At 52.5% G+C, this 21936-nt stretch carries 21 protein-coding genes, 3 pseudogenes and 1 riboswitch; of the genes and pseudogenes, 16 read left to right on the forward strand and 8 right to left on the reverse strand.

Features of this window, described 5'->3' with window-relative positions; genetic code table 11:
- Positions 1 to 139: 139 nt before the first annotated feature.
- Positions 140 to 412, reverse strand: a pseudogene (locus T260_RS126430) (amino acid permease); the annotation flags it as partial.
- 91 nt (positions 413 to 503) lie between these two features.
- Positions 504 to 683: riboswitch (Lysine riboswitch) on the reverse strand.
- 314 nt (positions 684 to 997) lie between these two features.
- Between T260_RS126430 and T260_RS126425 the strand changes: the two are divergent.
- The 5 genes from T260_RS126425 (at position 998) to T260_RS126405 (ending at position 5975) form a co-directional block, all read left to right on the forward strand.
- Complete coding sequence (locus tag T260_RS126425; RefSeq protein WP_011230464.1) at positions 998 to 2692, forward strand: M3 family oligoendopeptidase; 1695 nt, start codon at positions 998 to 1000, stop codon at positions 2690 to 2692.
- A 220-nt stretch (positions 2693 to 2912) separates the two neighbouring features.
- Positions 2913 to 3431, forward strand: a complete 519-nt coding sequence (locus T260_RS126420; protein ID WP_011230465.1) for a GNAT family N-acetyltransferase — start codon at positions 2913 to 2915, stop codon at positions 3429 to 3431.
- Between the two features lie 128 nt (positions 3432 to 3559).
- Positions 3560 to 4288 carry an ABC transporter ATP-binding protein gene (locus T260_RS126415; RefSeq protein ID WP_023634217.1) on the forward strand — a complete coding sequence of 243 codons (729 nt, stop codon included), beginning with the start codon at positions 3560 to 3562 and terminating at the stop codon, positions 4286 to 4288.
- Complete coding sequence (locus tag T260_RS126410; RefSeq protein WP_023634218.1) at positions 4285 to 5310, forward strand: ABC transporter permease; 1026 nt, start codon at positions 4285 to 4287, stop codon at positions 5308 to 5310. Before T260_RS126415 ends, T260_RS126410 begins: the two co-directional genes overlap by 4 nt.
- A gap of 11 nt (positions 5311 to 5321) precedes the next feature.
- A complete protein-coding gene (locus T260_RS126405; RefSeq protein ID WP_023634219.1) occupies positions 5322 to 5975 on the forward strand; it encodes a TetR/AcrR family transcriptional regulator in 654 nt (217 codons plus the stop codon).
- Positions 5976 to 6002: 27 nt separating this feature from the next.
- Here the strand turns inward: T260_RS126405 and hepT are convergent, their stop codons facing one another.
- The 3 genes from hepT to T260_RS126390 form a co-directional block, all read right to left on the reverse strand.
- Positions 6003 to 6422 (reverse strand): type VII toxin-antitoxin system HepT family RNase toxin, encoded by a 420-nt coding sequence (gene hepT / locus T260_RS126400; protein ID WP_014195290.1) that lies wholly within the window; start codon positions 6420 to 6422, stop codon positions 6003 to 6005.
- Positions 6412 to 6807, reverse strand: a complete 396-nt coding sequence (gene mntA / locus T260_RS126395; RefSeq protein ID WP_031212949.1) for a type VII toxin-antitoxin system MntA family adenylyltransferase antitoxin — start codon at positions 6805 to 6807, stop codon at positions 6412 to 6414. Before mntA ends, hepT begins: the two co-directional genes overlap by 11 nt.
- A gap of 292 nt (positions 6808 to 7099) precedes the next feature.
- Positions 7100 to 9235: an ATP-dependent Clp protease ATP-binding subunit gene (locus T260_RS126390; RefSeq protein ID WP_023634221.1), complete on the reverse strand. Its 2136-nt coding sequence runs from the start codon at positions 9233 to 9235 to the stop codon at positions 7100 to 7102.
- 267 nt (positions 9236 to 9502) lie between these two features.
- On the opposite strand from T260_RS126390, the gene T260_RS126385 reads away from it, so the two are divergent.
- Positions 9503 to 10249 (forward strand): FixH family protein, encoded by a 747-nt coding sequence (locus T260_RS126385; RefSeq protein WP_025039183.1) that lies wholly within the window; start codon positions 9503 to 9505, stop codon positions 10247 to 10249.
- Between the two features lie 107 nt (positions 10250 to 10356).
- On the forward strand, positions 10357 to 11397 hold the full coding sequence (locus T260_RS126380; RefSeq protein WP_023634222.1) for a YkvI family membrane protein: 1041 nt from the start codon (positions 10357 to 10359) through the stop codon (positions 11395 to 11397).
- 59 nt (positions 11398 to 11456) lie between these two features.
- On the opposite strand, the gene T260_RS126375 is transcribed toward T260_RS126380, so the two are convergent.
- Positions 11457 to 13067, reverse strand: coding sequence for a methyl-accepting chemotaxis protein (locus T260_RS126375; protein ID WP_011230472.1), 1611 nt, complete (start codon positions 13065 to 13067; stop codon positions 11457 to 11459).
- A 140-nt stretch (positions 13068 to 13207) separates the two neighbouring features.
- Here T260_RS126375 and T260_RS0120610 point away from each other — a divergent pair.
- The 9 genes and pseudogenes from T260_RS0120610 to T260_RS126340 all read left to right on the forward strand — a co-directional run.
- Positions 13208 to 14473 (forward strand): annotated as a pseudogene (locus T260_RS0120610) (spore germination protein); the annotation flags it as partial.
- A gap of 43 nt (positions 14474 to 14516) precedes the next feature.
- Positions 14517 to 14843 (forward strand): annotated as a pseudogene (locus T260_RS1000000140790) (spore germination protein); the annotation flags it as partial.
- 11 nt (positions 14844 to 14854) lie between these two features.
- Entirely contained in the window at positions 14855 to 15940 is a 1086-nt protein-coding gene (locus T260_RS126370; protein ID WP_011230474.1) for a Ger(x)C family spore germination protein, read from the forward strand.
- Positions 15941 to 15966: 26 nt separating this feature from the next.
- Positions 15967 to 17079 (forward strand): GerAB/ArcD/ProY family transporter, encoded by a 1113-nt coding sequence (locus tag T260_RS126365; protein WP_023634223.1) that lies wholly within the window; start codon positions 15967 to 15969, stop codon positions 17077 to 17079.
- Between the two features lie 178 nt (positions 17080 to 17257).
- Positions 17258 to 17923: a 7-cyano-7-deazaguanine synthase QueC gene (queC, locus tag T260_RS126360; RefSeq protein WP_025039182.1), complete on the forward strand. Its 666-nt coding sequence runs from the start codon at positions 17258 to 17260 to the stop codon at positions 17921 to 17923.
- A complete protein-coding gene (queD, locus tag T260_RS126355; protein ID WP_011230477.1) occupies positions 17920 to 18357 on the forward strand; it encodes a 6-carboxytetrahydropterin synthase QueD in 438 nt (145 codons plus the stop codon). Before queC ends, queD begins: the two co-directional genes overlap by 4 nt.
- Positions 18357 to 19091 (forward strand): 7-carboxy-7-deazaguanine synthase QueE, encoded by a 735-nt coding sequence (gene queE / locus T260_RS126350; RefSeq protein WP_011230478.1) that lies wholly within the window; start codon positions 18357 to 18359, stop codon positions 19089 to 19091. Before queD ends, queE begins: the two co-directional genes overlap by 1 nt.
- Before the next feature lie 52 nt (positions 19092 to 19143).
- Positions 19144 to 19641, forward strand: coding sequence for a preQ(1) synthase (queF, locus tag T260_RS126345; protein WP_011230479.1), 498 nt, complete (start codon positions 19144 to 19146; stop codon positions 19639 to 19641).
- Positions 19642 to 19694: 53 nt separating this feature from the next.
- Complete coding sequence (locus tag T260_RS126340; RefSeq protein ID WP_014195299.1) at positions 19695 to 20378, forward strand: NAD-dependent epimerase/dehydratase family protein; 684 nt, start codon at positions 19695 to 19697, stop codon at positions 20376 to 20378.
- Between the two features lie 30 nt (positions 20379 to 20408).
- Here the strand turns inward: T260_RS126340 and T260_RS126335 are convergent, their stop codons facing one another.
- From T260_RS126335 to ykzS, 3 genes are all read right to left on the reverse strand, one after another.
- Positions 20409 to 20588 carry a YkvS family protein gene (locus T260_RS126335; RefSeq protein ID WP_013145942.1) on the reverse strand — a complete coding sequence of 60 codons (180 nt, stop codon included), beginning with the start codon at positions 20586 to 20588 and terminating at the stop codon, positions 20409 to 20411.
- 301 nt (positions 20589 to 20889) lie between these two features.
- A complete protein-coding gene (locus T260_RS126330; RefSeq protein ID WP_014195301.1) occupies positions 20890 to 21474 on the reverse strand; it encodes a cell wall hydrolase in 585 nt (194 codons plus the stop codon).
- Positions 21475 to 21674: 200 nt separating this feature from the next.
- The gene (gene ykzS / locus T260_RS126325) at positions 21675 to 21869 is read right to left on the reverse strand and encodes a protein YkzS (RefSeq protein ID WP_011230483.1); all 195 of its coding nucleotides are present in this window, start codon (positions 21867 to 21869) and stop codon (positions 21675 to 21677) included.
- Positions 21870 to 21936: the final 67 nt, after the last annotated feature.

Raw genomic sequence — 21936 nt, forward strand, 5'->3', positions numbered from 1 at the left:
ATTTTTTCACCTCCCATCTAACTATATTATACTATATTTTACTGAATCTATCCTATTTTCAGCAAAATATAGTTAAGGCGATTCATCTCCCACTTACTCCGCTTCGCTTCGTTGAAGTGGGAGTCTTCTCGCCTAATTAAGATAAAATCGAGAGATTGGAGCCTTTCGGAAACAGCTCCTTCGCGTAAATTTGCGGTCCGCCGCCTAAGTCGGGCTTGCGGATTGCCAAGTCGCCGAAAACAAGCGCCGTCATTAGAACGCCGGCTCCGGTCAGCAGCCAGGCGAGCATCACGCCGATGGGGCTCGCCGCCTCCGCCAACGAGCGCGGCAGCATAAAAATGCCGGAACCAACCATATTGCCAACGACGAGCGCCGTTAATACCCAAATTCCAAGTTTTCGCTGATTGTCCAAGATGAAAACGCTCCTTCCTTGAAAATAAGCAAAAATAAAAGAAAGCACCCGCGCCTTTTCAGCGGGTGCATGATCGGTTCGCATCCAACTGAATGGCGATAGCGCTCCACCGCCGTAGGCGATGGCAGTCCTGCACCTGTTCGGCCGCAGGCCCAGCTTGCGCCGCCGGAGCGCGCCGCAAACTTCGGCGGTGAACCCTTTCCCGCTGCGTCATGGACCGCTCCGAGCCTCGGCAGCGCTACTTTTGTTCACCGCAACCTCTATCCCATTAAAGTGGAGAGGGGGTATATGGTTGCCGACATTATATTACCCAATTCGACAAAAACCGTCAATATCTTTTGGTTGGAAGAGTGAGTCAAGACGTTGGATTTTCATGGACACTCTCCTCTACATACCAGACATGATCATTGCTTCGTATTGTTTGTGTGGGGTAAAATGGAAGTGTATTTAAGGGGTTGGAAAAGGAGGATATTTTTGAAGTTCGACGAATATACAATTGGTCAGTGAAACATGGAAAAGGTTCATTTCACTGGGGATGGATCTTTTCCCATCATCATATTCCGTGAAAAAAAGAAGGGGATGAGCATGAAGTTTTCTGAGTTTCGTTATGAGCGGCCGGACATCACTCAATTGCAGGCATCGTTTCAAGAAGCGCTTGATTCGTTCCGCCGTGCGGGGAGCGCCGCCTTGCAACACGAGGCGATGAAGCGGATCAATGAGCTGCGCCGCCGCTACAGCACGATGGCGAACCTTTGCCATATTCGCCATACGATCGATACAAACGATGAGTTCTATAAGAAAGAACAAGACTTTTTCGATGAAACGGAGCCGATCGTCAAGGGGCTTGTCAACGATTATTACCGCGCGCTTGTTTCCTCGCCGTTCCGCGCTGAATTGGAACAAGTGTGGGGGAAACAGCTGTTTGCGTTGGCCGAAACACAGCTGAAAACATACGCACCGGCGATTGTAGAGGACTTGCAAAAAGAAAACAAGCTGGCAAGCGAATATACGAAGCTCATCGCATCGGCGAAAATCATGTTTGAAGGGGAAGAGCGGACGCTTGCCCAGCTGCAGCCGTTTGTTGAGTCGCCGGACCGCGCGATGCGCCAACGGGCGAGTGAGGCACGATTTTCGTTTTTCATGGACTATGAAAAAGAACTCGATGAATTGTATGATGAGCTTGTCCACGTCCGCACGGCGATCGCCCGCAAGCTCGGTTTCCAAAACTTTGTGGAACTCGGCTATGCCCGTTTAGGCCGGACCGATTACAATGCCGATATGGTCGCAGGCTACCGCCGGCAAGTGAAAACGCACATCGTCCCACTCGCAGCAAAGCTGCGCGAGCGCCAGCGGCAGCGGATTCAGGTCGACCGGCTTACGTATTATGATGAGCCGTTCATGTTTCCGAGCGGCAACCCGGCGCCAAAAGGGGACGCCGCTTGGATTGTTGACAACGGCCGGCGCATGTATGAAGAGCTGTCGCCGGAAACAGGAGAGTTTTTCCGCTATATGGTCGAACATGAATTGATGGACCTCGTCGCCAAAAAAGGAAAGGCGGGCGGCGGCTATTGCACCTATATCGATGACTATAAGGCGCCGTTTATTTTCTCGAACTTTACCGGAACGTCCGGCGACATTGATGTGCTCACCCATGAAGCTGGGCATGCGTTCCAAGTGTATGAGAGCCGCCATTACGACATTCCGGAATACAACTGGCCGACGCTTGAGGCGTGTGAAATCCATTCGATGAGCATGGAATTTTTCACATGGCCGTGGATGGAGCTCTTTTTCGGCGAAGACGCCGACAAATACCGGTTCGCCCATTTGAGCGACGCACTTTTGTTTTTGCCGTACGGCGTTGCAGTCGATGAATTTCAGCACGCTGTCTACGAGAACCCGGATATGACGCCGGCTGAGCGGAAGAGTGTCTGGCGCAACATCGAAAAAGCGTATTTGCCGACAAGAGACTACGCCGGCCATGACTACCTTGAGCGCGGCGGATTTTGGCAGCGGCAAGGGCACATTTACACCGACCCGTTTTATTACATTGATTATACATTGGCGCAAGTGTGCGCGTTCCAGTTTTGGAAGCGGGCGCAGGAAGACCGGGAATCAGCCTGGCGCGACTATGTGGCGCTTTGCCGATTGGGCGGCAGCCGGCCGTTTACTGAGCTCGTCAAAAGCGCCAACCTAAAGTCGCCGTTTGCTGACGGGGCGGTCGCTTCGGTCGTCGGCCATATCGAGCGGTGGTTGGACAGCGTCGATGACAAAGCCTTGTAAAAAGAAGCAAAGAAGGCGGGCGGGAACAGCACCGCCCTGCTTTTCTTTATCATCTCGCGCCGAGAAGACCCCCACTTCCACGTGTTGGGCGGGGATGGCTTGGTTGACAGCCTGCTGTGGGGCGGGTGTTTCCAACAATCTCTCACCTCAAAGCTCAAGCGTAGGTGGGAGAGCGTTCAATTTGAAAACTTCTATCAAACTGGGGAAAAGGGGGAAAACGATGATCCGTAAAGCCACATGGGTCGACGCACTGGCCATCGCTTCGGTCCACGTCGAAAGTTGGAAGACGACGTACAGCGGCATCGTGCCGGACGCGTACTTGGAGACGTTGGCAGTGGGAGAAAAACAAACGTTATGGGAGAAGGTGCTCAGCCAATCGGACCATTCCGTGTTTGTCGCCGAGGAAAACGGACGCGTCGTTGGATTCGTCTCCGGCGGACCAAATCGGGCAGCCGACGGTCTGATAGCGAAGTATGACGGGGAGCTGTATGCGATTTATTTGCTTAAAGAGGTGCAAGGAAAAGGGCTCGGCCGGCAACTCGTTCAAGCGTTGATCCGCCATTTGGCGCAAAAAGGCATTCATTCGCTGGTCGTCTGGGTGCTTGCCGACAATCCGTCACGCGGTTTTTACGAACGGCTTGGCGGTGAAAAACTGGCCGAGGAAAGGGTGGAAATCGGTGGAAAAGCATTATGGGAGTGGTGCTACGGCTGGCGAGACGTCCAATTGATGGAACAGTAGGTGGACTGCCGAACCGTCGGCAGCTTAAAAAATGTATTTTGTGAGTGATTACTCACTTCACAAAAAGGTTTATCTTTTTATACTATATATGAGTGATTACTCACTACTATGCAAAGGGGAGAAAAGCAATGACCGCCAATCCATGTATTCAAGTCGAGCGTGTCTCCAAGCGGTTTGGAAAAAAAGTAGTCATCCACGATGTGTCGTTGGATGTCCGCGCGGGAGAAATTTTCGGTCTGCTCGGCCCGTCGGGTGCAGGAAAAACGACGTTGGTGCGCATGATCGCCGGCATTGATGCGGCGAGCGAAGGGACGATTCGCGTGCTCGGCGTGAATATGCCCAATCTTGGCGCCATGAAGCGGATCGGCTTTATGGCCCAGTCGGATGCCCTGTACGGAGAATTGACTGCGCTGGAGAACATGCAATTTTTTGCTTCCATCTACGGGTTGCGAGGGAAAAAACAAAAAGAGCGGATCGATGACATGTTGGCGCTTGTCAACTTAACGAATGATCGAAAAAAGCCGGTGCACCAATATTCAGGAGGGATGAAGCGTCGGTTGTCGCTGGCGATCGCCTTGCTTCATGAACCGGACGTGCTTATTTTGGATGAGCCGACGGTCGGCATCGATCCGGTGCTGCGCCAATCGATTTGGGCGGAGCTTGAGCGGATTCGCCAGCGCGGCACAACCATTGTCGTCACGACCCATGTGATGGATGAAGCGGAAAAGTGCGGGCGGCTTGGCATGATTCGCGAAGGCCGTCTGATCGCCGTCGGCCGCCCGGATGAATTGAAACAGGAAGCAGGCGCGGAAACGATTGAGCAAGCGTTTTTGACGTTTGGAGGTGTCCGTCGATGAGAGTGTTGGCCATTGTCGTCCGCATCATCCGCCAGTTTTTCCGCGACAAGCGCACGCTGGCGCTCATGATTGTCGCGCCGATGTTCGTCTTGTTGTTAATGGATTTGGTGTTTAATGGCGAAGAATACAAACCAGCCATTGCCGTCAGCGAACACGTGCCTGAGGTGGTTGTTGACAAGTTGAAAGAAGCAGGAGCGAACGTGAAAGAGCTGTCAGCAAAACAAGCGCGAAAGCAGCTGGACGATCAAGACATTGACGCGTGGCTTGACATGAGCGGAAGCGCTCCGCACCTTACGCTGGAAGGAAGCGACCCGACGGCCAATCAGGCGGTGATGGCCGCGGTGCAAAAGGCGTTTCAGTCCATGGCGCCCAAGCCCCCGTTTCAGCTGAAAACAACGTATTGGCACGGATCAAGCGACATGGCGTCATTTGATTATTTCGGCCCCGTGCTGATCGGCTTTTTCGTCTTCTTTTTTGTCTTTTTGATTGCTGGAGTGTCATTTTTGCGCGAGCGGACGAACGGGACGCTCGAGCGGCTGATGGCGACGCCGCTCAGGCGCTGGGAAATGGTCGCCGGCTACATGATCGGGTTCGGATTGTTTACGACGATTCAGGCAAGCTTAATTTCATGGTTTGCCATTGATGTGCTCGACATGATGATGGAAGGTTCGTTCGGGTATGTGCTGCTCATTACGTTTTTGTTGGCGATGACGGCGCTTGCGCTTGGGATGCTGCTGTCGGCGTTCGCCAACAACGAGCTGCAAATGGTGCAGTTTATCCCGCTTGTCGTCGTGCCGCAAGTGTTTTTCTCCGGCTTGTTCAATCTTGACACGATGGAAGAATGGCTTCGCTCGCTGAGCGTCATCATGCCGCTCACCTACGGGGCGGATGCGCTGCGCGATATTATGGTGCGGGGAGAGGGCTTTGGCGCCATCGCCGTGGATGTGTACGTGCTGCTTGGCTTTACGTTGCTGTTTATGCTATTAAATGTAGTAGCGCTGAAAAAATACCGCAAGCTGTAAGGAGTATAGCCATGAGTGAGCATCCATGGATTCAAGAGCTGCTGCAAATCGGCGGCAAGGAAGGGCAGTTCAGTGAAAAGCAGCTGAAAATTTTGGAAGCCGCAGTGGAAATGTTTGCCGAAAAAGGCTATGCGGCGACTTCCACGAGTGAAATCGCCAAAAAGGCCGGGGTGGCGGAAGGCACGATCTTCCGCCACTATAAGACGAAAAAAGACTTATTGTTGGCGATCGTCACGCCGACATTGTTTCAGTCCGTCGCCCCGTTTTTGGCGAAAGAGTTTGTCCGTGAAGTGTTTGACAACGAATATGAGACGTACGAACAGTTTTTGCGCGCGGTGTTTTCCAATCGCTACGCCTTTGTGAAAAAGTATTTGCCAGCGATTCGTGTGCTTTGGCAGGAGCTCGCCTTTCATTCCGAGATTAAACAGTGCTTTCAACGCGTGTTTACAGAGCACGTGTATCCAAAATTCGCCCGCATTGTCCGCCATTTTCAAGAGAAAGGGGAGTTGGCCGAGCTGCCGGTTGATTCGGTCATCCGCTTGACGATCACATCGCTCGCCGGCTTTTTGGCCGCCCGCTTTCTCCTTTTGCCTGACCACAATTGGGACGATGAGGCGGAAATGGAGCGGACGATTCACGTGTTGATGAACGGTCTGCGGCGCTAACCGGCCGGCTTCCGCACTGAAGCCGGCCTAGCTGTTTTTCTTAGCATAATCGAGGATGGCTTTCGTAAATTGTTTGAAATCATCAAGATGGTGTTCGACGATGGCTTGCAAGATGCCAAGGTTCAGTTGTTGATAGTCGTGAACGGCGATGTTGCGGAATCCGACCATCGCCTTCATCTTTTTGCTTATGGAAGGGGAGATGACCCCATGTTCTTCGAGGAGAGCGAATGCATCGCGGCTATGCTGCGGCAATCCGAATTTCTGCTCGGCCACAATATGCATGGCCAAATCGATGCATGCCTCGCACGCCCGCTGTAAATTCAGAACGATCGAATCTTGTTTTGTGTAATTTTGTAAATTTTTTGGATCGCCGTTATATTCTTCACGAATTCGTTTCAGGCAGCGTTCGATCACGCTGATCTTGTTTAAAATGACATCACTTTTCATATATGCTCCCGCTTTCCGTAATTTGTTTTAACACCGGTGCTCTCTCTTCGTTTAGTTTCACATACATTTTCAATGTTTTCATTTCGAACTCAGCCCGTTTCCGCTCGTCGCGGCAATCAATGGCTTTTCCCGTCGAGACGACTTGCGCTTGAAACACGGTGCTGGCTTGGCGCAAATCGACAAGATCGACATCTCGCCCTAACTTGTCAGCCAAATGCCCCGCGAGCCGAAACAGCTCATACGGATCATGCGGTTCGCCGTCGCTGACAAAGGCGATATCGACATCACTGTCCGGGCGCATCGCCCCACGGGCGGCTGAACCGAACAGGTAGATGACGAACGGGTGAAGAGCCGGGCGGAGCGTCTGAATGATGATCGTCTCCATTTCGTTTGGCAATCGCGATACCCCCTTGCGTTTTTCTTCATTATAGCAAAATCTTATTGTTCTTGGCGAAAAGATGGAAAAAGAAAAAGGGATGGCGATGATGCGCCAATCCCTCTGAGCGAAAGAAGCAGGGGCTGATTGATTCATTTCCTCCTTACATACAAACTTCGGGGCGGCTCTTTTTGCTGCTCTTCCCTAAAACACTTCCTCACCCCGAAAACGGGATGGGGCGATGTTCGAGTCATTCGGGTGATGGATGATATAGGTGTGCGCGTTGGTCGTTAAGCCACAATTAGGCGATTTCCGCCACAATGGCATTGTCCTTGACATCGATACGGATCGCACGCACCGATTGATCCGCGTCAAGCAGGCAGTCGGCGATGTTGTCTTCGACATGCTCTTGGATGACGCGGCGGAGCGGGCGGGCGCCGAAGGCCGGATGGTAGCCGAGTTCGGCCAGTTTTTCTTTCGCCGCTTCCGTCACTTCGAGTTCGATGCCTTGTTCGCGCATTGCCGTTTTGACCTCGGCAAGCATCAAGTCGACGATTTGAAGCAAGTGCGCTTTTTCAAGCGGCTTGAACTCGATGATGGCGTCGAAGCGGTTCAAAAATTCCGGCTTGAAGTAAGCGTTCAAGGAGTCGAGCACGCTTGATGCGCCACCGCTTTGTTTTTCAAAGCCGACGGTGATTTTTTTGTCGGTCACGCCGGCGTTGCTTGTCGCGATGATGACGGTGTCTTTGAAGCTGACGGTGCGGCCTTGGCTGTCGGTTAAGCGGCCGTCTTCCAAAATTTGCAGGAAGATGTGCTGTACATCCGGGTGCGCTTTTTCAATCTCGTCGAGCAAGATGATGCTGTACGGATTGCGGCGCACTTTTTCCGTCAGCTGTCCGGCTTCTTCAAAGCCGACATAGCCCGGCGGCGAACCGATCAGCTTCGAGACCGAATGTTTCTCCATGTATTCGCTCATATCGAGGCGAATCATGGCGTCTTTTGTGCCAAACAGCTCTTCAGCGAGCGTTTTGGCGAGCTCCGTTTTCCCGACGCCGGTCGGGCCGACGAACAAGAACGAACCGATCGGGCGGTGTTTCGCTTTCAAGCCGGCGCGGCTGCGGCGGATCGCTTTGGCGACTTTTTTCACCGCTTCCGCTTGGCCGATCACTTTTTTCGCCAAGTTTTCTTCGAGATGTTTCATTTTTTCTTTTTCATCGGCTTGCAGTTTGCCGACCGGGATGCCGGTTTTCTCGGCAATGATTTGCTCGATGTCCGCCACATCGACTGTTGGGCGTTCTTGGGTGACGCCTTGCTCGAGTTGTTTCTCAAGCTTCAGCTCTTCAGCGCGCAGTTTCGCCGCCAGTTCATAGTTTTCCTCTTTCGCCGCTTGTTCTTTTTCTTTCGCGATTTGGATCAATCGCTCTTGCAGTTGCTTTTCATCGGTCGGGCCGAGGCGCAAGTTCGCTTTCGAGCCGGCCTCGTCAAGCAAGTCGATCGCCTTGTCCGGGAGGAAGCGGTCTTGAATGTAGCGGTGCGACAATTTCACGCACGCTTCGATCGCCTCGTCCGTATAGCGGACATGATGGAATTGTTCATATTTTGGCTGAATGCCTTTTAAGATGGCGATCGCTTCCTCAACGGTCGGCTCGTGGACGATGACCGGTTGGAAGCGGCGCTCAAGAGCCGCGTCTTTTTCAATTTGCCGGTATTCTTTGAGTGTCGTCGCCCCAACGACTTGCAGCTCGCCGCGGGCAAGCGCCGGTTTTAAAATGTTGCCCGCGTCCATCGAGCCTTCAGCGGCTCCAGCACCGACGAGCAGATGGATTTCGTCAATGAACAAGATGATGTTTTTCCGCTCTTGCAGTTCGGCGATGAGCCGTTTCATCCGCTCTTCAAACTGGCCGCGGATGCCGGTGTTGGCAACAAGCGAAGCGACGTCAAGCAAGTACACTTCTTTGTTCAACAGTTTTTCTGGCACTTGCCCTTCGGCAATTTTCAGCGCCAGCCCTTCAACGATGGCCGTTTTCCCGACGCCCGGCTCCCCGATCAACACCGGGTTGTTTTTGTTGCGGCGGTTTAAAATTTCCATGACGCGCGCAATTTCTTTGTCGCGGCCGATGACCGGATCGATCAAGCCCGCTTTGGCCATTTGCGTCAAGTTGCGGCCAAACTGATCCAAAAATCCGCCGCTATGGCTTTGCGGGCGTTTCGCCATCGTTTCTGGCGAGCTCATCCCCGCGTTGGCGGCTGTGAACGGGCTAGTAAAGAAGTCATCAAAGGAAAACGGCGAAAAGCCGAAGTTCATCATCGGAATCGACAATTGTTGTTTTTGTTTTTCATAGCATTCATGGCACAGGTGAAGTTGTTGTTTTTCACCGTTCCATTGCAAGTTGACAAACACCGTTGCTTCACGTTGTTGGCATGCTTGGCAGCGCATGAAGCATACCCCCTTTTCCATTATTCAGGTTTTGACTTTGACTTTCTTTGACTTTCTGACTTTATTATACTTTGACCTTTTTTGACTTTCAAGTGTTTTGTACAAAAAAATTGTGATAACGATGAAATGTTTTTGAAAAAATGGTGAATACTAATGTAGGTGCGGCAAAGCTATGATAAAGTGAAAAACAGAAAAAGAGGCGGAAAAGACTCCGTCTTTGGTGCTGACGATGATCATGAATTTGAAGGAAAAAGGAGAAAGGTGAAGATGAGAAGACATGTTGGTTTCGCGTTTGCTGTTGTACTTTTGGGGATGATGATCATGGCTGCTTGTACAAATCACAACAAGCAAGCCGAGACGCCGGCCGTGCTTGAAGTGAAAATGGATGTTCCGGATCACATCGATTTGAACAAACCGACCAAGCTCGCCTGCGTCGTGACGTACGGCGGTGAAAAAGTGGACGATGCGAGCGAAGTCAAGTTTGAAGTATGGAAACACGGAAGCAGCGAGCGGGAAATGCTTGAAGCGAAGCATGACGGCGATGGCCGCTACTCGGTGGAAAAAACATTTACCCAAGCGGGAACATATTCGGTCGTCGCCCATGTGACGGCGCGCGATATGCATAACATGCCGAAAAAAGATATTGTCGCCGGCAACCCGGAACAGGCGGCGACGGCCGACGGTGCGCGCGAAAATTCCCAAGGCAGTGCTGAAGAAAATCATCATGGCGCCGTCGCCATTTCGCTGTCGTCCCGTTCGTTCGAAGCCGGAAAACCGGCGGCATTGACCGTTCACCTCACCAAAGATGGGAAGCCGTTTACGAACGCCACCGTTCGCTTTGAGATTTGGCAGGCGGACAATAAGCATGAATTTGTGGATGCAGATGAAAAAGGAAACGGCGAATACGAAGCAATGGCCACGTTTGCCAACAAAGGAACGTATTCGGTGAAAGTGCACGTCGAAGGAAGCGGCGGGCTGCACGAACATCAAGTCGAACAAGTGACGGTTCAGTAACGAAGGATGCCGAGGGAGGCATCCTTTTTTTCTACTCGTCTTTCTTGTCCGCTGCGGACATATATATGGAAGTAAAGCAACGGACAAGGAGAAGGAGAGGGCAGTCAGTGAAGAAGAAAGCGGAATGGTCGGAAGCATGGCAAATCGCCGCTGTTTACGTCGGCACGGTGATTGGAGCGGGATTTGCGACTGGCAGGGAAATTATTGAATTTTTTACCCGCTACGGAATGGCTGGGACGATCGGGGTGGCGGTCAGCGGCGTTTTGTTCACATGGGGCGGCGCGCGCCTGATGGTGATGGCGCGCCGCATTGGAGCCGCGTCCTATGATGAATTGAATCGCTATTTGTTCGGAAGAATGTTGAGTCCGTTTGTGACGCTTGTGATGACGGTGATGATCGCGGGGGTGACGGCGGTGATGATCGCCGGGGCGGGTGCGGTGTTTGAAGAGCAGATCGGCTGGCCGAGGCAGGCGGGCGTCACGCTGACGCTCGGTTTGGCGCTTCTTGTCATGTTGTTTGACCGCAAAGGGCTGTTTGGCGTCAACGTGTTCGTCGCGCCGATGATGGTGCTGTTCAGCGCCATCGCCTTTGTGAAAACAATCGTGGCTGGCGATTTGTGCCGTCCGGACATGGCTGCGGTGGACTATTCCCTCAAGGCGATGTTGTCCCCGTTTTCCTATGCGGCCTTTAACTTGGCGATGGCCCAAGCGGTGCTTGTCCCCATCGCCCGCGAAGCGACCGATGAGCGAGCGGTGAGGCGCGGAGCGATGTTAGGCGGAATGGTGTTGACGGTTTTGCTGCTGTTGAACCATATGGTGCTGCTGTCGTTTCCACACAAGGACGATTATGATATTCCAATGGCCGAAGTCGTTCATACGTTTTTTACTGTGTTGTATTGGCTTTATGTCGTCGTCATTTACGGAGAAATTTTTACATCGGTCATCGGCGGCATGTTTGGGCTCGCACGTCAAGTGCGCGTTTGGGCGCCGCTTGGCGGGAAATGGCTGGGCGTGCTGCTCGTTTTGCTGTTTGCGGCGGTCAGCCCGTTTCATTACGGGGAGCTGCTGTCATTCATCTATCCGCTGTTTGGTTATATGAGTCTTGTGCTGTTGTGGCTTCTTTGGCGCCGGCAGCTGCCGCGCCGGTAAATGAGCCCTTTCGTTCCCCAAAGTTTTTTGGTGAAGGGGGACGAAAGGGCTTCGTTTCGTTATGAGTGGAAGCGGGCGATCATTTTTTCTAAATCGCGCGCTGCTGCAGCCAACGTGTCGGCTTCCCGAGCCAGCTGGTGAAGGGCGAGCGTTTGTTGCTCAAGTCCAGCCGCCGTTTCTTGCACCATATTTGAAAAATCGGCGGCGACGGTGCGTACGTCTTCCATCAGTCCGCCGAGCTGCTCGCCATCGGCGGTGATGGCGTTAACATACGCTTCGTTTTGCTGAAGCAAGTCGTTCAGTTGGGCGAACATGCCTTGAAACGATGTGAACGTTTCCCCTGTTTTCCAAAGAGAGTCTTTCGTTGTTTCAACGCGGAGGCCGCTTCCTTGTACAGCTTGCACCGTTTCTTTGAGCGCGTTCGTCATGGCGTCGAGCGAAGCAAAAATTTCAGCGGCGAACGCGTTTGTATCTTCAGCGAGCTTTCGGACTTCTTCGGCGACGATCGAAAAACCGCGGCCCGCTTCACCGGCCCGCGCCGCTTCGATCGAGGCGTTTAGGGCGAGCAAGTTCGTTTGTTTGGCGATCGTGCGAATGGCGGCGATCATCTCATGAACGCGCGCTGCTTCATTGGCTGCTTTGTCGATGAGGGCAGTCATTTCGCCGATGCCGCGCTGCATCGCGTCCATGTTTGTTTTCGTTTCCTCAATGAGGCGGATGCCTTCTGCTGCTGACGACCAAGCGTCGCCCGCTTGCCGTACGACGCGTTCAACGGCGGCCCGCATGAGTTGCACGCGTTCCACCATCTGCCCGATGACGTCACCCGCTTGTTCGACAGCGGTCGTTTGTTGTTTCGCCCCTTCGCGGAACGTTTCAACAGCAGCGGCGATTTCGTCAAACGATTCAGAGAGGCGGCGCATTTCCATTTGTTGCTCATGGCTGACATCATGCACCGTTTTGGCCGCTTTGCCAAGCTCATTGATGATCGTGCGGATGCCGAGAATCATTTTGTTGATTTCGTAGGCGATTTGATGAAATTCATCCCGTTTTCCCGTCGTTTTCACTTCTGTCCGCAATTGACCCGAGGAGACAGTGCGGGTGACGCTGTACCAATGGCGAAGCTGGGCGGCAATGGCCCGATGCCAGGCGGCGCCAAGCCCAAGCCCAACCGCAGCGGCGCACAGCGCGGCAAAAACGGGCGGCGCCCCTGCGATGGAAGCGGCCAGCCCAACGGCTGCGGGCGCGATGGCGATGCTTGCTAACGCCCATTGCAAATACGGACGGTGCATGAGCCGCCCCATCCGCAAATTGATCCGCCTTCCGCCCGGCTCCGTCCAAAGCGGGCAACTGGCGTCAATCAACACTTCGCCTGTATCGCGTTCGTACACTTGCAAGAGCGGCTCGTTCGTGCGGGCGGCAGCCAGCCCGACCGGGTCGGCAAACACCCTTCCCTCGCGGAGGCGGTTCGTATGAACGAGTCCGTATCCGTTTTCATCGACAAGAACAAAATATTCATCATGGCCAAGCTGTTCATCCAACAAGGCGCGGATGCGGTCGAGCTGCTCTTCAAGCGGGCGCGTTCGGTCGATGGACCGCCGCAGTGCTTCCGCCGTTGCTGTTACTTTTTTTAACGCCTGTTTTGCCCGGCGCCGTTTCGTCAATTTGTTCATAGACGATTCTCCTTTTTTTATTTGTCTATTTTCAATAATATATAGAAGATTTTGTCGAATCAATAGGATGAAAGGGGGATGCATAAAAATATCGATCGATTGGAAGACTATGCCGTAAACGGAAAGGCGAGGGGATCATCGTGGGTTGGTTCTCGTTTTGGAAGAAAAAGAAAAAGCGCCCCGCACAGAGGAATCTTTCGCAACTTTGGGAAAAGCTTCGGCAATCGAGCGATTTTGTCGAAGTGTCGTTTGTTGTCGGAGGCAAGGAGCTGTCGATTTACTATTTCGATTCGCTCGTTGATCCGCAAGTGCTGCAAGAGCGGATTTTTTGCCATTTGCAAAACGACATTCCCCAGCATCCGAACGTCCGATTGGAAGACTTGCAGCAAATCGTGCCGATTCAGCGCATTGAGGTGAGTGAAGACACGGCACTGATTGAAGAGAAGGTGCTGAAAGGGTTTGTCGCGGTCACCTTCCGCGAGCAACCGAACAAAGCGGCGCTCATGGGCGCCGCGGCTGAAAATTTGGGGCTTCGGGAAAACAATGATTCGGAAAACGAATTCAGCGTCGTTGGGCCCAAAGTCGGATTTGTGGAAAATGTCGGCGTCAACTTGCATCTCATCCGCCGGCAAGTGGTGACGCCAAATCTTGTGTTTCGGGAAATGTCGATCGGTTCGATGTCGAAAACGAAAGTGGTCATCGCCTACATCGACGGTGTCGCTAATCCGGAAGTCATTCAAACGGTGACGCAGCGGCTTGAGTCCATTCATTTTGACCTCGTGTTTGACAACGCTATTTTGGATCAGCTGCTCGCGGACAATTCGCGGACACCGTTTCCTCTTTTTATCTCGACCGAGCGGATCGACCGGGCCATTTATGCGCTTGTGTCGGGGCAGGTGGCCATTTTTTGCGACGGCTCCCCGTATGCCGTGATTGGCCCCGCCGCTCTCTTCGATTTTTTTACGTCGCCGGAAGACTATTATTTGCCATGGGTGCTCGGTACGTTTTTCCGGCTCATCCGGTTTTTCGGCGTTGCGTTTTCGGTGTTGGCGTCGCCGATTTATGTGGCGGTGCTGACGTATCATTATGAAATGATTCCCGAAGACTTGCTTGGACCGATCATTTATTCACGCTCGAACGTGCCATTTCCGCCGATGCTCGAGGTGCTGTTTTTGGAAATTACGATTGAGCTGTTGCGCGAGGCCGGGGCGCGGCTGCCGACGAAAGTCGCGCAAACGCTCGGAATTGTCGGTGGGATTGTCATCGGGCAAGCAACCGTTGATGCCGGGCTGACGAGTACGATTTTGTTGATTGTCGTCGCGTTGGCGGCGCTCGCTTCGTTTACAACGCCGATTTTCAAAATGTCCAACACGATCCGGTTTATCCGGTTCCCGTTTATTTTGTTTGCCGCTTTCTGGGNGGAAATGACCGTAAAAGTTTGCCGAAAAGGCGCTCGCTTCGTTTACAACGCCGATTTTCAAAATGTCCAACACGATCCGGTTTATCCGGTTCCCGTTTATTTTGTTTGCCGCTTTCTGGGGCGGGATCGGCATCATCTTTGCTGTCTGTGGACTGCTCATTCATTTAGGGCGGCTGCAGTCGTTTGGTTATCCGTATTTGCTGCCGTTTTATCCATTTCGTGTTCGCAGCTTCCGCGATACATTCATTCGTTCGCCATACAGTGAAACGGCGGAGCGGCCGATGTTTCTTCGTCCGCGGTCGCGGTTTCGTTACGATCCGAATGCGGCGAAGCAAAAACGCGATATTGATGAGTAAGGGGGATCATGATGAGGCGTGGGCTCGCATGGGTCGGTGCGCTGCTGTTGCTTGGCGGCTGCGTCAGTTCGCGGCCGATTGACGAAATTCAAATTATTCAACAGATGGGGTATGATTTCGAGAACGGCCGCTACACGGGCACTGCGGTGTACCCGACGTTCAAGCAAGGGCCGATGACAAAGCCGAATATGCTGACGACGACGTCGCCGACGATCTACGACTTGATTCCGCGCCTGTCATCGAAATCAGCGCTGCCGATTGAGGAAGGGCAGCTGCGCCTTATTTTGTTCGGCAAGGAGTTTGCTCGGCGGGGGGTGACGCAAATTACGCACAGCCTCGCGCGCAACAACAAAGTCGGCAGCCATTTGCTGCTTGGCGTGGCGGAAGAAAGCGCTAAGGAGCTGCTGAAAATCACGGCGAAAACGACGCTGAGCGATACGTTGTATTTGCCGAATCTTGTGGAGCAGAACGAGCAGTCGATGAACTTGCCGAAAACGAATTTGCACTTGTTTTTGTATCGCTATTTTTCCCCGGGGAGCGACCCTTTTTTGCCGTATTTTGAGAAAAAAGGAGATTTCGTCAAGCTTGAAGGGGTCGCGTTGTTTCGCGATGACCAATATGTCGGGCATGTAAGTTTGCGTGATTCGTTTTTAATGAAAATTTTGCTCGGGGAAACGAAAAACGGCGTCTACCAGCTGAAGGTTGGGAATCGCGGAAAACAGGGGGAGGATCGGGTGATGCTGCAAAACTTATGGGCGAAGCCGAAATATGAATGGAAGCGTGATGGAAGACGCCATGTGCTTGACGTGTTCGTCCATATCCATGCGTCGGTGAGGGATTACCCGTCATGGCTCGATCAGCCGGGAGGTGATTTGTTTGCTGATGTGAAGAAAAAGATGCAAAACGAATTGGAGCATAATATGCGCCGGTTATTCCACTATTTTCAGAAAAAACGGATTGACCCGCTCGGCATTGGCGATTTTGTTCGCAGCGTGACAAGACATTGGGATTCCGACGCGTTTTACCGCGAATACCCGGATCTAGACATCCGCCCGCACGTCACGGTGGATATCGTCCATACAGGCATTGGCGAATAAGACGGGGAACATGAGGAGGGATTAGGATGAAGCAGGCCATTCAGGAACGGTTTCTCATCTCCCCGTTTCTTGTGTTTTTTGTCATTCACGCTACGCAAGTTGGGGTCGGGGCACTCAATTTTCAGCGTCCTCTGATGAAAGAGGCGGGGCAGGATGCCTGGATGGTTGTCTTGCTGGCCGGGCTGGCGGCGCACGTGTTGATTTGGCTGATGTATCGGCTGCTGTCGCATTCTCCATCAGGCGGAGACCTCGTGTCGCTTCATGAACAGTACTTCGGGCGGTGGATCGGCGGGGTGCTGAGCCTTGGACTTCTTTTTTACTACGCGTTGGCGGCGTTTATGGTGCTTCAATCATACATTGAAATCATTAAAGTATGGGTGTTCCCGTTGATTGGGGTGTGGCAGTTCAGCCTCGTGTTTTTGCTGCTGACGTATTATGCCGTCTCCGGCGGGTTTCGCGTCGTTGTCGGCTTATGCGTTTGGGGGGTGGTGATTCCGCTGTTGACGATTTTTCCGATGGTTTTCTTTCCGCTTGAGTATGCTCAATACCGGAACTTATTGCCGGTGTTCGACCATTCGTTTGGGCAATTGGCAAAAGCATCGAAAGAGATGGTGCTGCAATATTTAGGGTTTGAAATGCTGCTTATGTATTACCCGTTTTTAAAAAATGCTCCGTCCTCGCAAAAGTGGGCGCATGCGGCCAACGCGTTTACGATGTTCATTTATTTTGTTTTGATCCTCATTTCCGTCGTGTTTTATAACAAAGAGCAAATCCAGCATATTACATGGCCGACGCTGACGCTGGCCAAAATTCCAGAAGTGCCGTTTATCGAGCGGATGGAATACATCGTCATCTCGATTTATGTGCTTGTCGTGGTTCCGATCATCACGCTCTCGGTTTGGGCGGCGACGCGGGTTGTGAAACAGCTGTTTGCCGTTCAGCAACGCCGTTCGCTTCCAGTGTTGCTCGCTTGCTTGTTTGTCGGGACGCTGTTTTTCCAAGAGAAGACAGACATTGAGCAGTTGACGCAATGGACAGCGAAGGCAGGGTTTTATCTTGTCGCGGTGTATGTTCCGCTCCTGTATGTGTACGTATGGATGGCGGAAAAAGTGAAAAAGGCGCTACAACAAAAGCCATAAGTATGGTATAGTAAATAAAGAAAACAGAAGAATCGCAATTCCGTACGCTTGTACGGGAGAGGTTTCTAGCAAAACCCTCTATAAAAAACTAGGGACGGCTGTATCCTAGGGGTATGGCCTTTTTTGTTTTGGAAACCTCTTCTTCTGCTGATTCAGAAGGAGGTTGATCATGATGAAGATGAATGAAGAAAAGGCGGTCGTCGTCTTTAGCGGCGGCCAAGACAGCACGACGTGTTTGTTTTGGGCGAAAAAACAGTTTGGTGAAGTGGAAGCGGTGACGTTTGACTACGGCCAGCGCCATCGCCGGGAAATTGACGTCGCTCAAGCGATCGCTGACGAGCTTGGCGTCCGCCATACAGTGCTTGATTTGTCGCTTCTCGGGCAGTTGGCGCCGAACGCCTTGACGCGGCGCGACATTGCCATTGAACAAAAGAAAGGCGAGCTGCCGACGACGTTTGTGGACGGACGCAATTTATTGTTTTTATCATTCGCTGCCGTGTTCGCCAAACAGCGGGGCGCGCGCCATATTGTGACTGGAGTGTGCGAAACAGATTTCAGCGGCTATCCGGACTGCCGCGATGTGTTTATCAAATCATTGAACGTCACGCTGAATTTAGCGATGGATTACGAATTTGTCATTCATACGCCGCTCATGTGGCTGACGAAAGCGGAGACGTGGAAGCTCGCTGATGAGCTCGGGGCGCTCGAGTTCATTCGCACGAAGACGCTGACGTGCTATAACGGCATCATCGCCGACGGCTGCGGCGAATGCCCAGCATGTGCGCTGCGCAAGCGCGGGTTGGATGAATATTTGCGGGAAAAAGCGGAGGTGGAGTCGCGATGATGCATCAGCTCTATCCGCAGGTGGCGCATCATTACCGCTATGAGTTGAACAAAGATATGCACATCGCCGCCGCCCATTTCATCCCGCACGAAGCGGCCGGGAGTTGCGCAAACGTGCACGGCCACACGTACATCGTCAATGTGACGGTCGCCGGCGATGAGCTCGATGAGAGCGGTTTTTTAGTCAATTTTCAAACGTTAAAACAGCTCGTTCATCGCAAGCTGGACCATACGCTGCTCAACGACCATAGCGATTGGTTTGACGGTCATGACCCGAATCGGTTTCCGACGTCGGAAGTGGTGGCGCGCACGATTTATGAAACGATTCAGCGCTATTTGGATACGCTGCCGCACAAGCCGAAATGTTTGCAAGTGTTTGTCCGCGAAACGCCGACAAGTTATGTCGTCTACCGTCCGAAAGCGGGGGAGCGGTAATGGCGCGCACGATTCCGGTGTTGGAGATTTTTGGTCCGACCATCCAAGGAGAGGGAATGGTGATCGGCCAAAAGACGATGTTCGTCCGCACAGCCGGCTGCGACTACCGCTGCCGCTGGTGCGATTCGGCGTTTACGTGGGACGGATCAGCAAAAGACGAGATCGAGCAGCTGACGGCAGACGAAATTTGGCGGCGGCTTGAAGCCATTGGCGGCCGCCGCTTCCGCCACGTGACGATTTCAGGCGGCAACCCGCTTCTGATTGCGGCTCTTGGGGAGCTCATCGCGCTTCTTCATGAAAAAGGGATGCGGGTCGCGGTTGAAACGCAAGGGAGCCGTTGGCAGGATTGGCTGCTTGACATTGACGACGTCACTCTTTCCCCGAAGCCGCCAAGCTCGGGGATGGACACCGACTGGGCGGCGCTCGATCAAATCATTGAACGGTTGCAGGCTGACCAAAGCCGAGTGCGGCGCATCAGCTTGAAAGTCGTCGTCTTTGATGACGCCGATTTGGCGTATGCGAAAGAGGTGCACTGCCGCTACCCAAGTGTTCCGTTTTATTTGCAGGCAGGAAACGCCGATGTGGCCGATTCGGATGTGGATGCACTCCGTGCGAAGCTTTTCAGTCGGTTGGAATGGCTGGTGGAACAAGCCGCCGATTCGGAGGAGCTGGCAGACGTCCACATCCTGCCGCAGCTGCACACGCTTCTTTGGGGAAACAAGCGCGGCGTGTAAAGCGGGGTGCGGCGATTCGCCCGGCAATGAATAATGAGGGAGGAATGAACGAATGGCAGGAAGAAAAGAGGAAGAATTGAAAGACTTGACGCTGCTTGGCAATCAAGGGACAACGTATTCGTTTACGTACAATCCCAATCTGCTTGAAGTGTTTGACAACAAACATCCTGACCGGGATTATTTCGTGAAGTTCAATTGTCCGGAGTTTACGACGTTGTGTCCAAAAACCGGACAACCGGACTTCGCAACGATTTACATCAGCTACATCCCGGACAAAAAATGCGTCGAAAGCAAATCGTTGAAGCTGTATTTGTTCAGCTTCCGCAATCATGGCGACTTTCACGAAGACTGCGTCAACATCATTATGAACGATTTGATTAAAGTCATGGAACCGCGCTATATCGAAGTGTGGGGCAAATTCACCCCGCGCGGCGGCATTTCCATCGATCCGTACTGCAACTGGGGGCGCCCGGGGACGAAATACGAAAAAATGGCGGAATACCGGCTGCTCAATCATGACTTGTATCCAGAAAAAGTCGACAACCGCTAGAGATAAAAAAAGAGGTAGTTTTTTCGCTCCAACTCCTATATAATGAACAATGAATGTTTGCCTTGGAGGTTTTGGCGTTGGAGCGAAGAACAGCTCTTTTGCTTGGAGCGAGCGGTTTGGTCGGCGGAGAGTTGCTGAAGCTGTTGCTGCAGTCGGATTTGTACCGCTGTGTGACGATTTTCGTCCGCACTCCGCTGCCGGTGGAACATGAAAAGCTGCAGCAAGTCGTCGTCGATTTTGCGCGGCTTGAATCGTACGAACGATATTTTTATGTGGACGATGTGTTTTGCTGCCTAGGGACGACGCGCAAAAAGGCGAAAACAAAGCAGCAGTTCATTCAAGTCGACTATGAATATACGCTGCGCGCCGCGGCGCTGGCGGAAAAGTGCCGTGCGAAAAGCTTTTTGACCGTCTCTTCGGTCGGCGCCAACCCGTGCTCGCCGTTTTTTTACCAGCGAGTCAAAGGAGAGACGGAAGAGGCGTTGCAGCGGCTTTCCATTCCGTCGCTCCATATTTTTCGTCCGTCGCTGCTTGTCGGCAAGCGCCGGGAGTTCCGCCTTGGCGAAGCGTTAGGCGGGTGGTTGTTATGCCGTCTTCCGTTTTTGTTCGTCGGCAAATGGAAAAAGTATAAGCCGGTTGACGCCCATCAGCTTGCTTTGGCGATGTTTTACCGGGCGGCGTCAGCAACGAGCGGCGTCCATATCTATGAATGTGATGAACTCGCCCGCATTTCGTAAACAAAAAAGAGGCTCTTGGCAGCCTCTTTTTTATTCGATGATCTTATAGTTTTTATGATTGACGACTGTCCGTTCTTGCAAATCGAGTTCACGGTAGTTTTCCATATACGTTAAATCCACGATGACGGAGTTTTCATTCACCTTCTCCACAATGCCGCGCAGCCCATTTTTAAATTCGATAATATCTCCGACTTTCGCTTTTTTGATCATCATCATTCTCCTTTAATCAAAATGATGGACGGACCGCTCAAGCGAACGGCCGCGGGAATCGAGGCTTGCCTGATTCCGTCGCCGCTCCCCGGTCGGCGGGGATTAGGCGCTTTTTTACTAGTGTGCCTTATTTTTATGCGCAAGTAAAGAGATTTATTTCCTAAATATTTAAAAAAGGTGCCCTGAAAAAGAGTTTGGGCACCTTCCTTATGGGTGCATATATGCATCCAATATGCTCAAAAGACCATATATGGCGCCTCGCTTAGGAGAAAACGGTCTTTTAAGGCAGCCTATCCTTCTTTTACTTGGCGAAGACGTGGTTGCCGATGACGACGGTCACTGGACGCGAGCGCAGCCATTTGCTTTTCGCCGTTTTCGGATTATAGAAATAGAGCGAGCCGTTTCCTAAACCGCGAAAAGCAAGTGCTTCTTCAACGGCGCGGTATGATTCACGGTCGGCCGGTTCGTTGATCGATCCGTTTGCGACCGGCGTGAATGCATAATGGCCGCCAGAGCGCTCATAAATGACAGCGCGGATCGTATCCGGAAAATCCGGATGGTCGACGCGGTTGAGCACGACCGTTGCCACGGCCACTTTCCCGGCGTACGGTTCCCCTTTCGCCTCGGCATGGACGAGGCGAGCGAGCAAATCTTTCTCCGCCGCCGTGATGCCGGCATCAGGGATGACGAGTTTTTCACCAGGATATAGCCAATCGCCTTTGCGGTTTGTCTGCTGCAGTTGTTTCAGCGGCACACCGTATTGTTTCGCGATTTTCCAAAGCGTATCGCCGCGCTTGACGGTGTGGATCATCGCCGCATCGGCATGGCCGGCAAAGAAAAATATGCCGCACAACATAGCCGTCACCCATGCTTTTGCTTGTTTCATCCACATCCCTCCTTTTGTCTTGCAAACTCGCTACTAGAGTAACAAGGATCACGCGATGAGTCATTATCGAAATGATGGAAAAAACGCGCGAGGCATTGAAACGACTAGTTTCATAGAGAGGGATGGAAAATTCTCCGCGAGCAAAAACACCCGGCTTCCAGGACGGAAAGCCGGGTGTGAAGCCATGGGAACAGGAGCTTTTAGCTGCGTGGAGCATCCATATAGTGGTAAATAACGTGGCCGCCGCGCTGGGCGATGCCGCGAAATCGTTTGAAGTCGGGCTGTTTGACGAGCACGGCACGAAAAACAGGGAAGTCCTCTTTTTTCACCAACAGTTCGGAGATGATTCCGTTGCGCAATTCATCGATTTGCTTGGCCGCCAGTGCTTCATCCATCGCATGTCCCCCCAAGCGTTGATTCGGCATCGTCACCGTTATTTATCGTATCACAGACGACTGTTGG

The organism is Geobacillus thermopakistaniensis, assembly GCF_000498995.1.
GTDB lineage: Bacteria > Bacillota > Bacilli > Bacillales > Anoxybacillaceae > Geobacillus > Geobacillus thermoleovorans.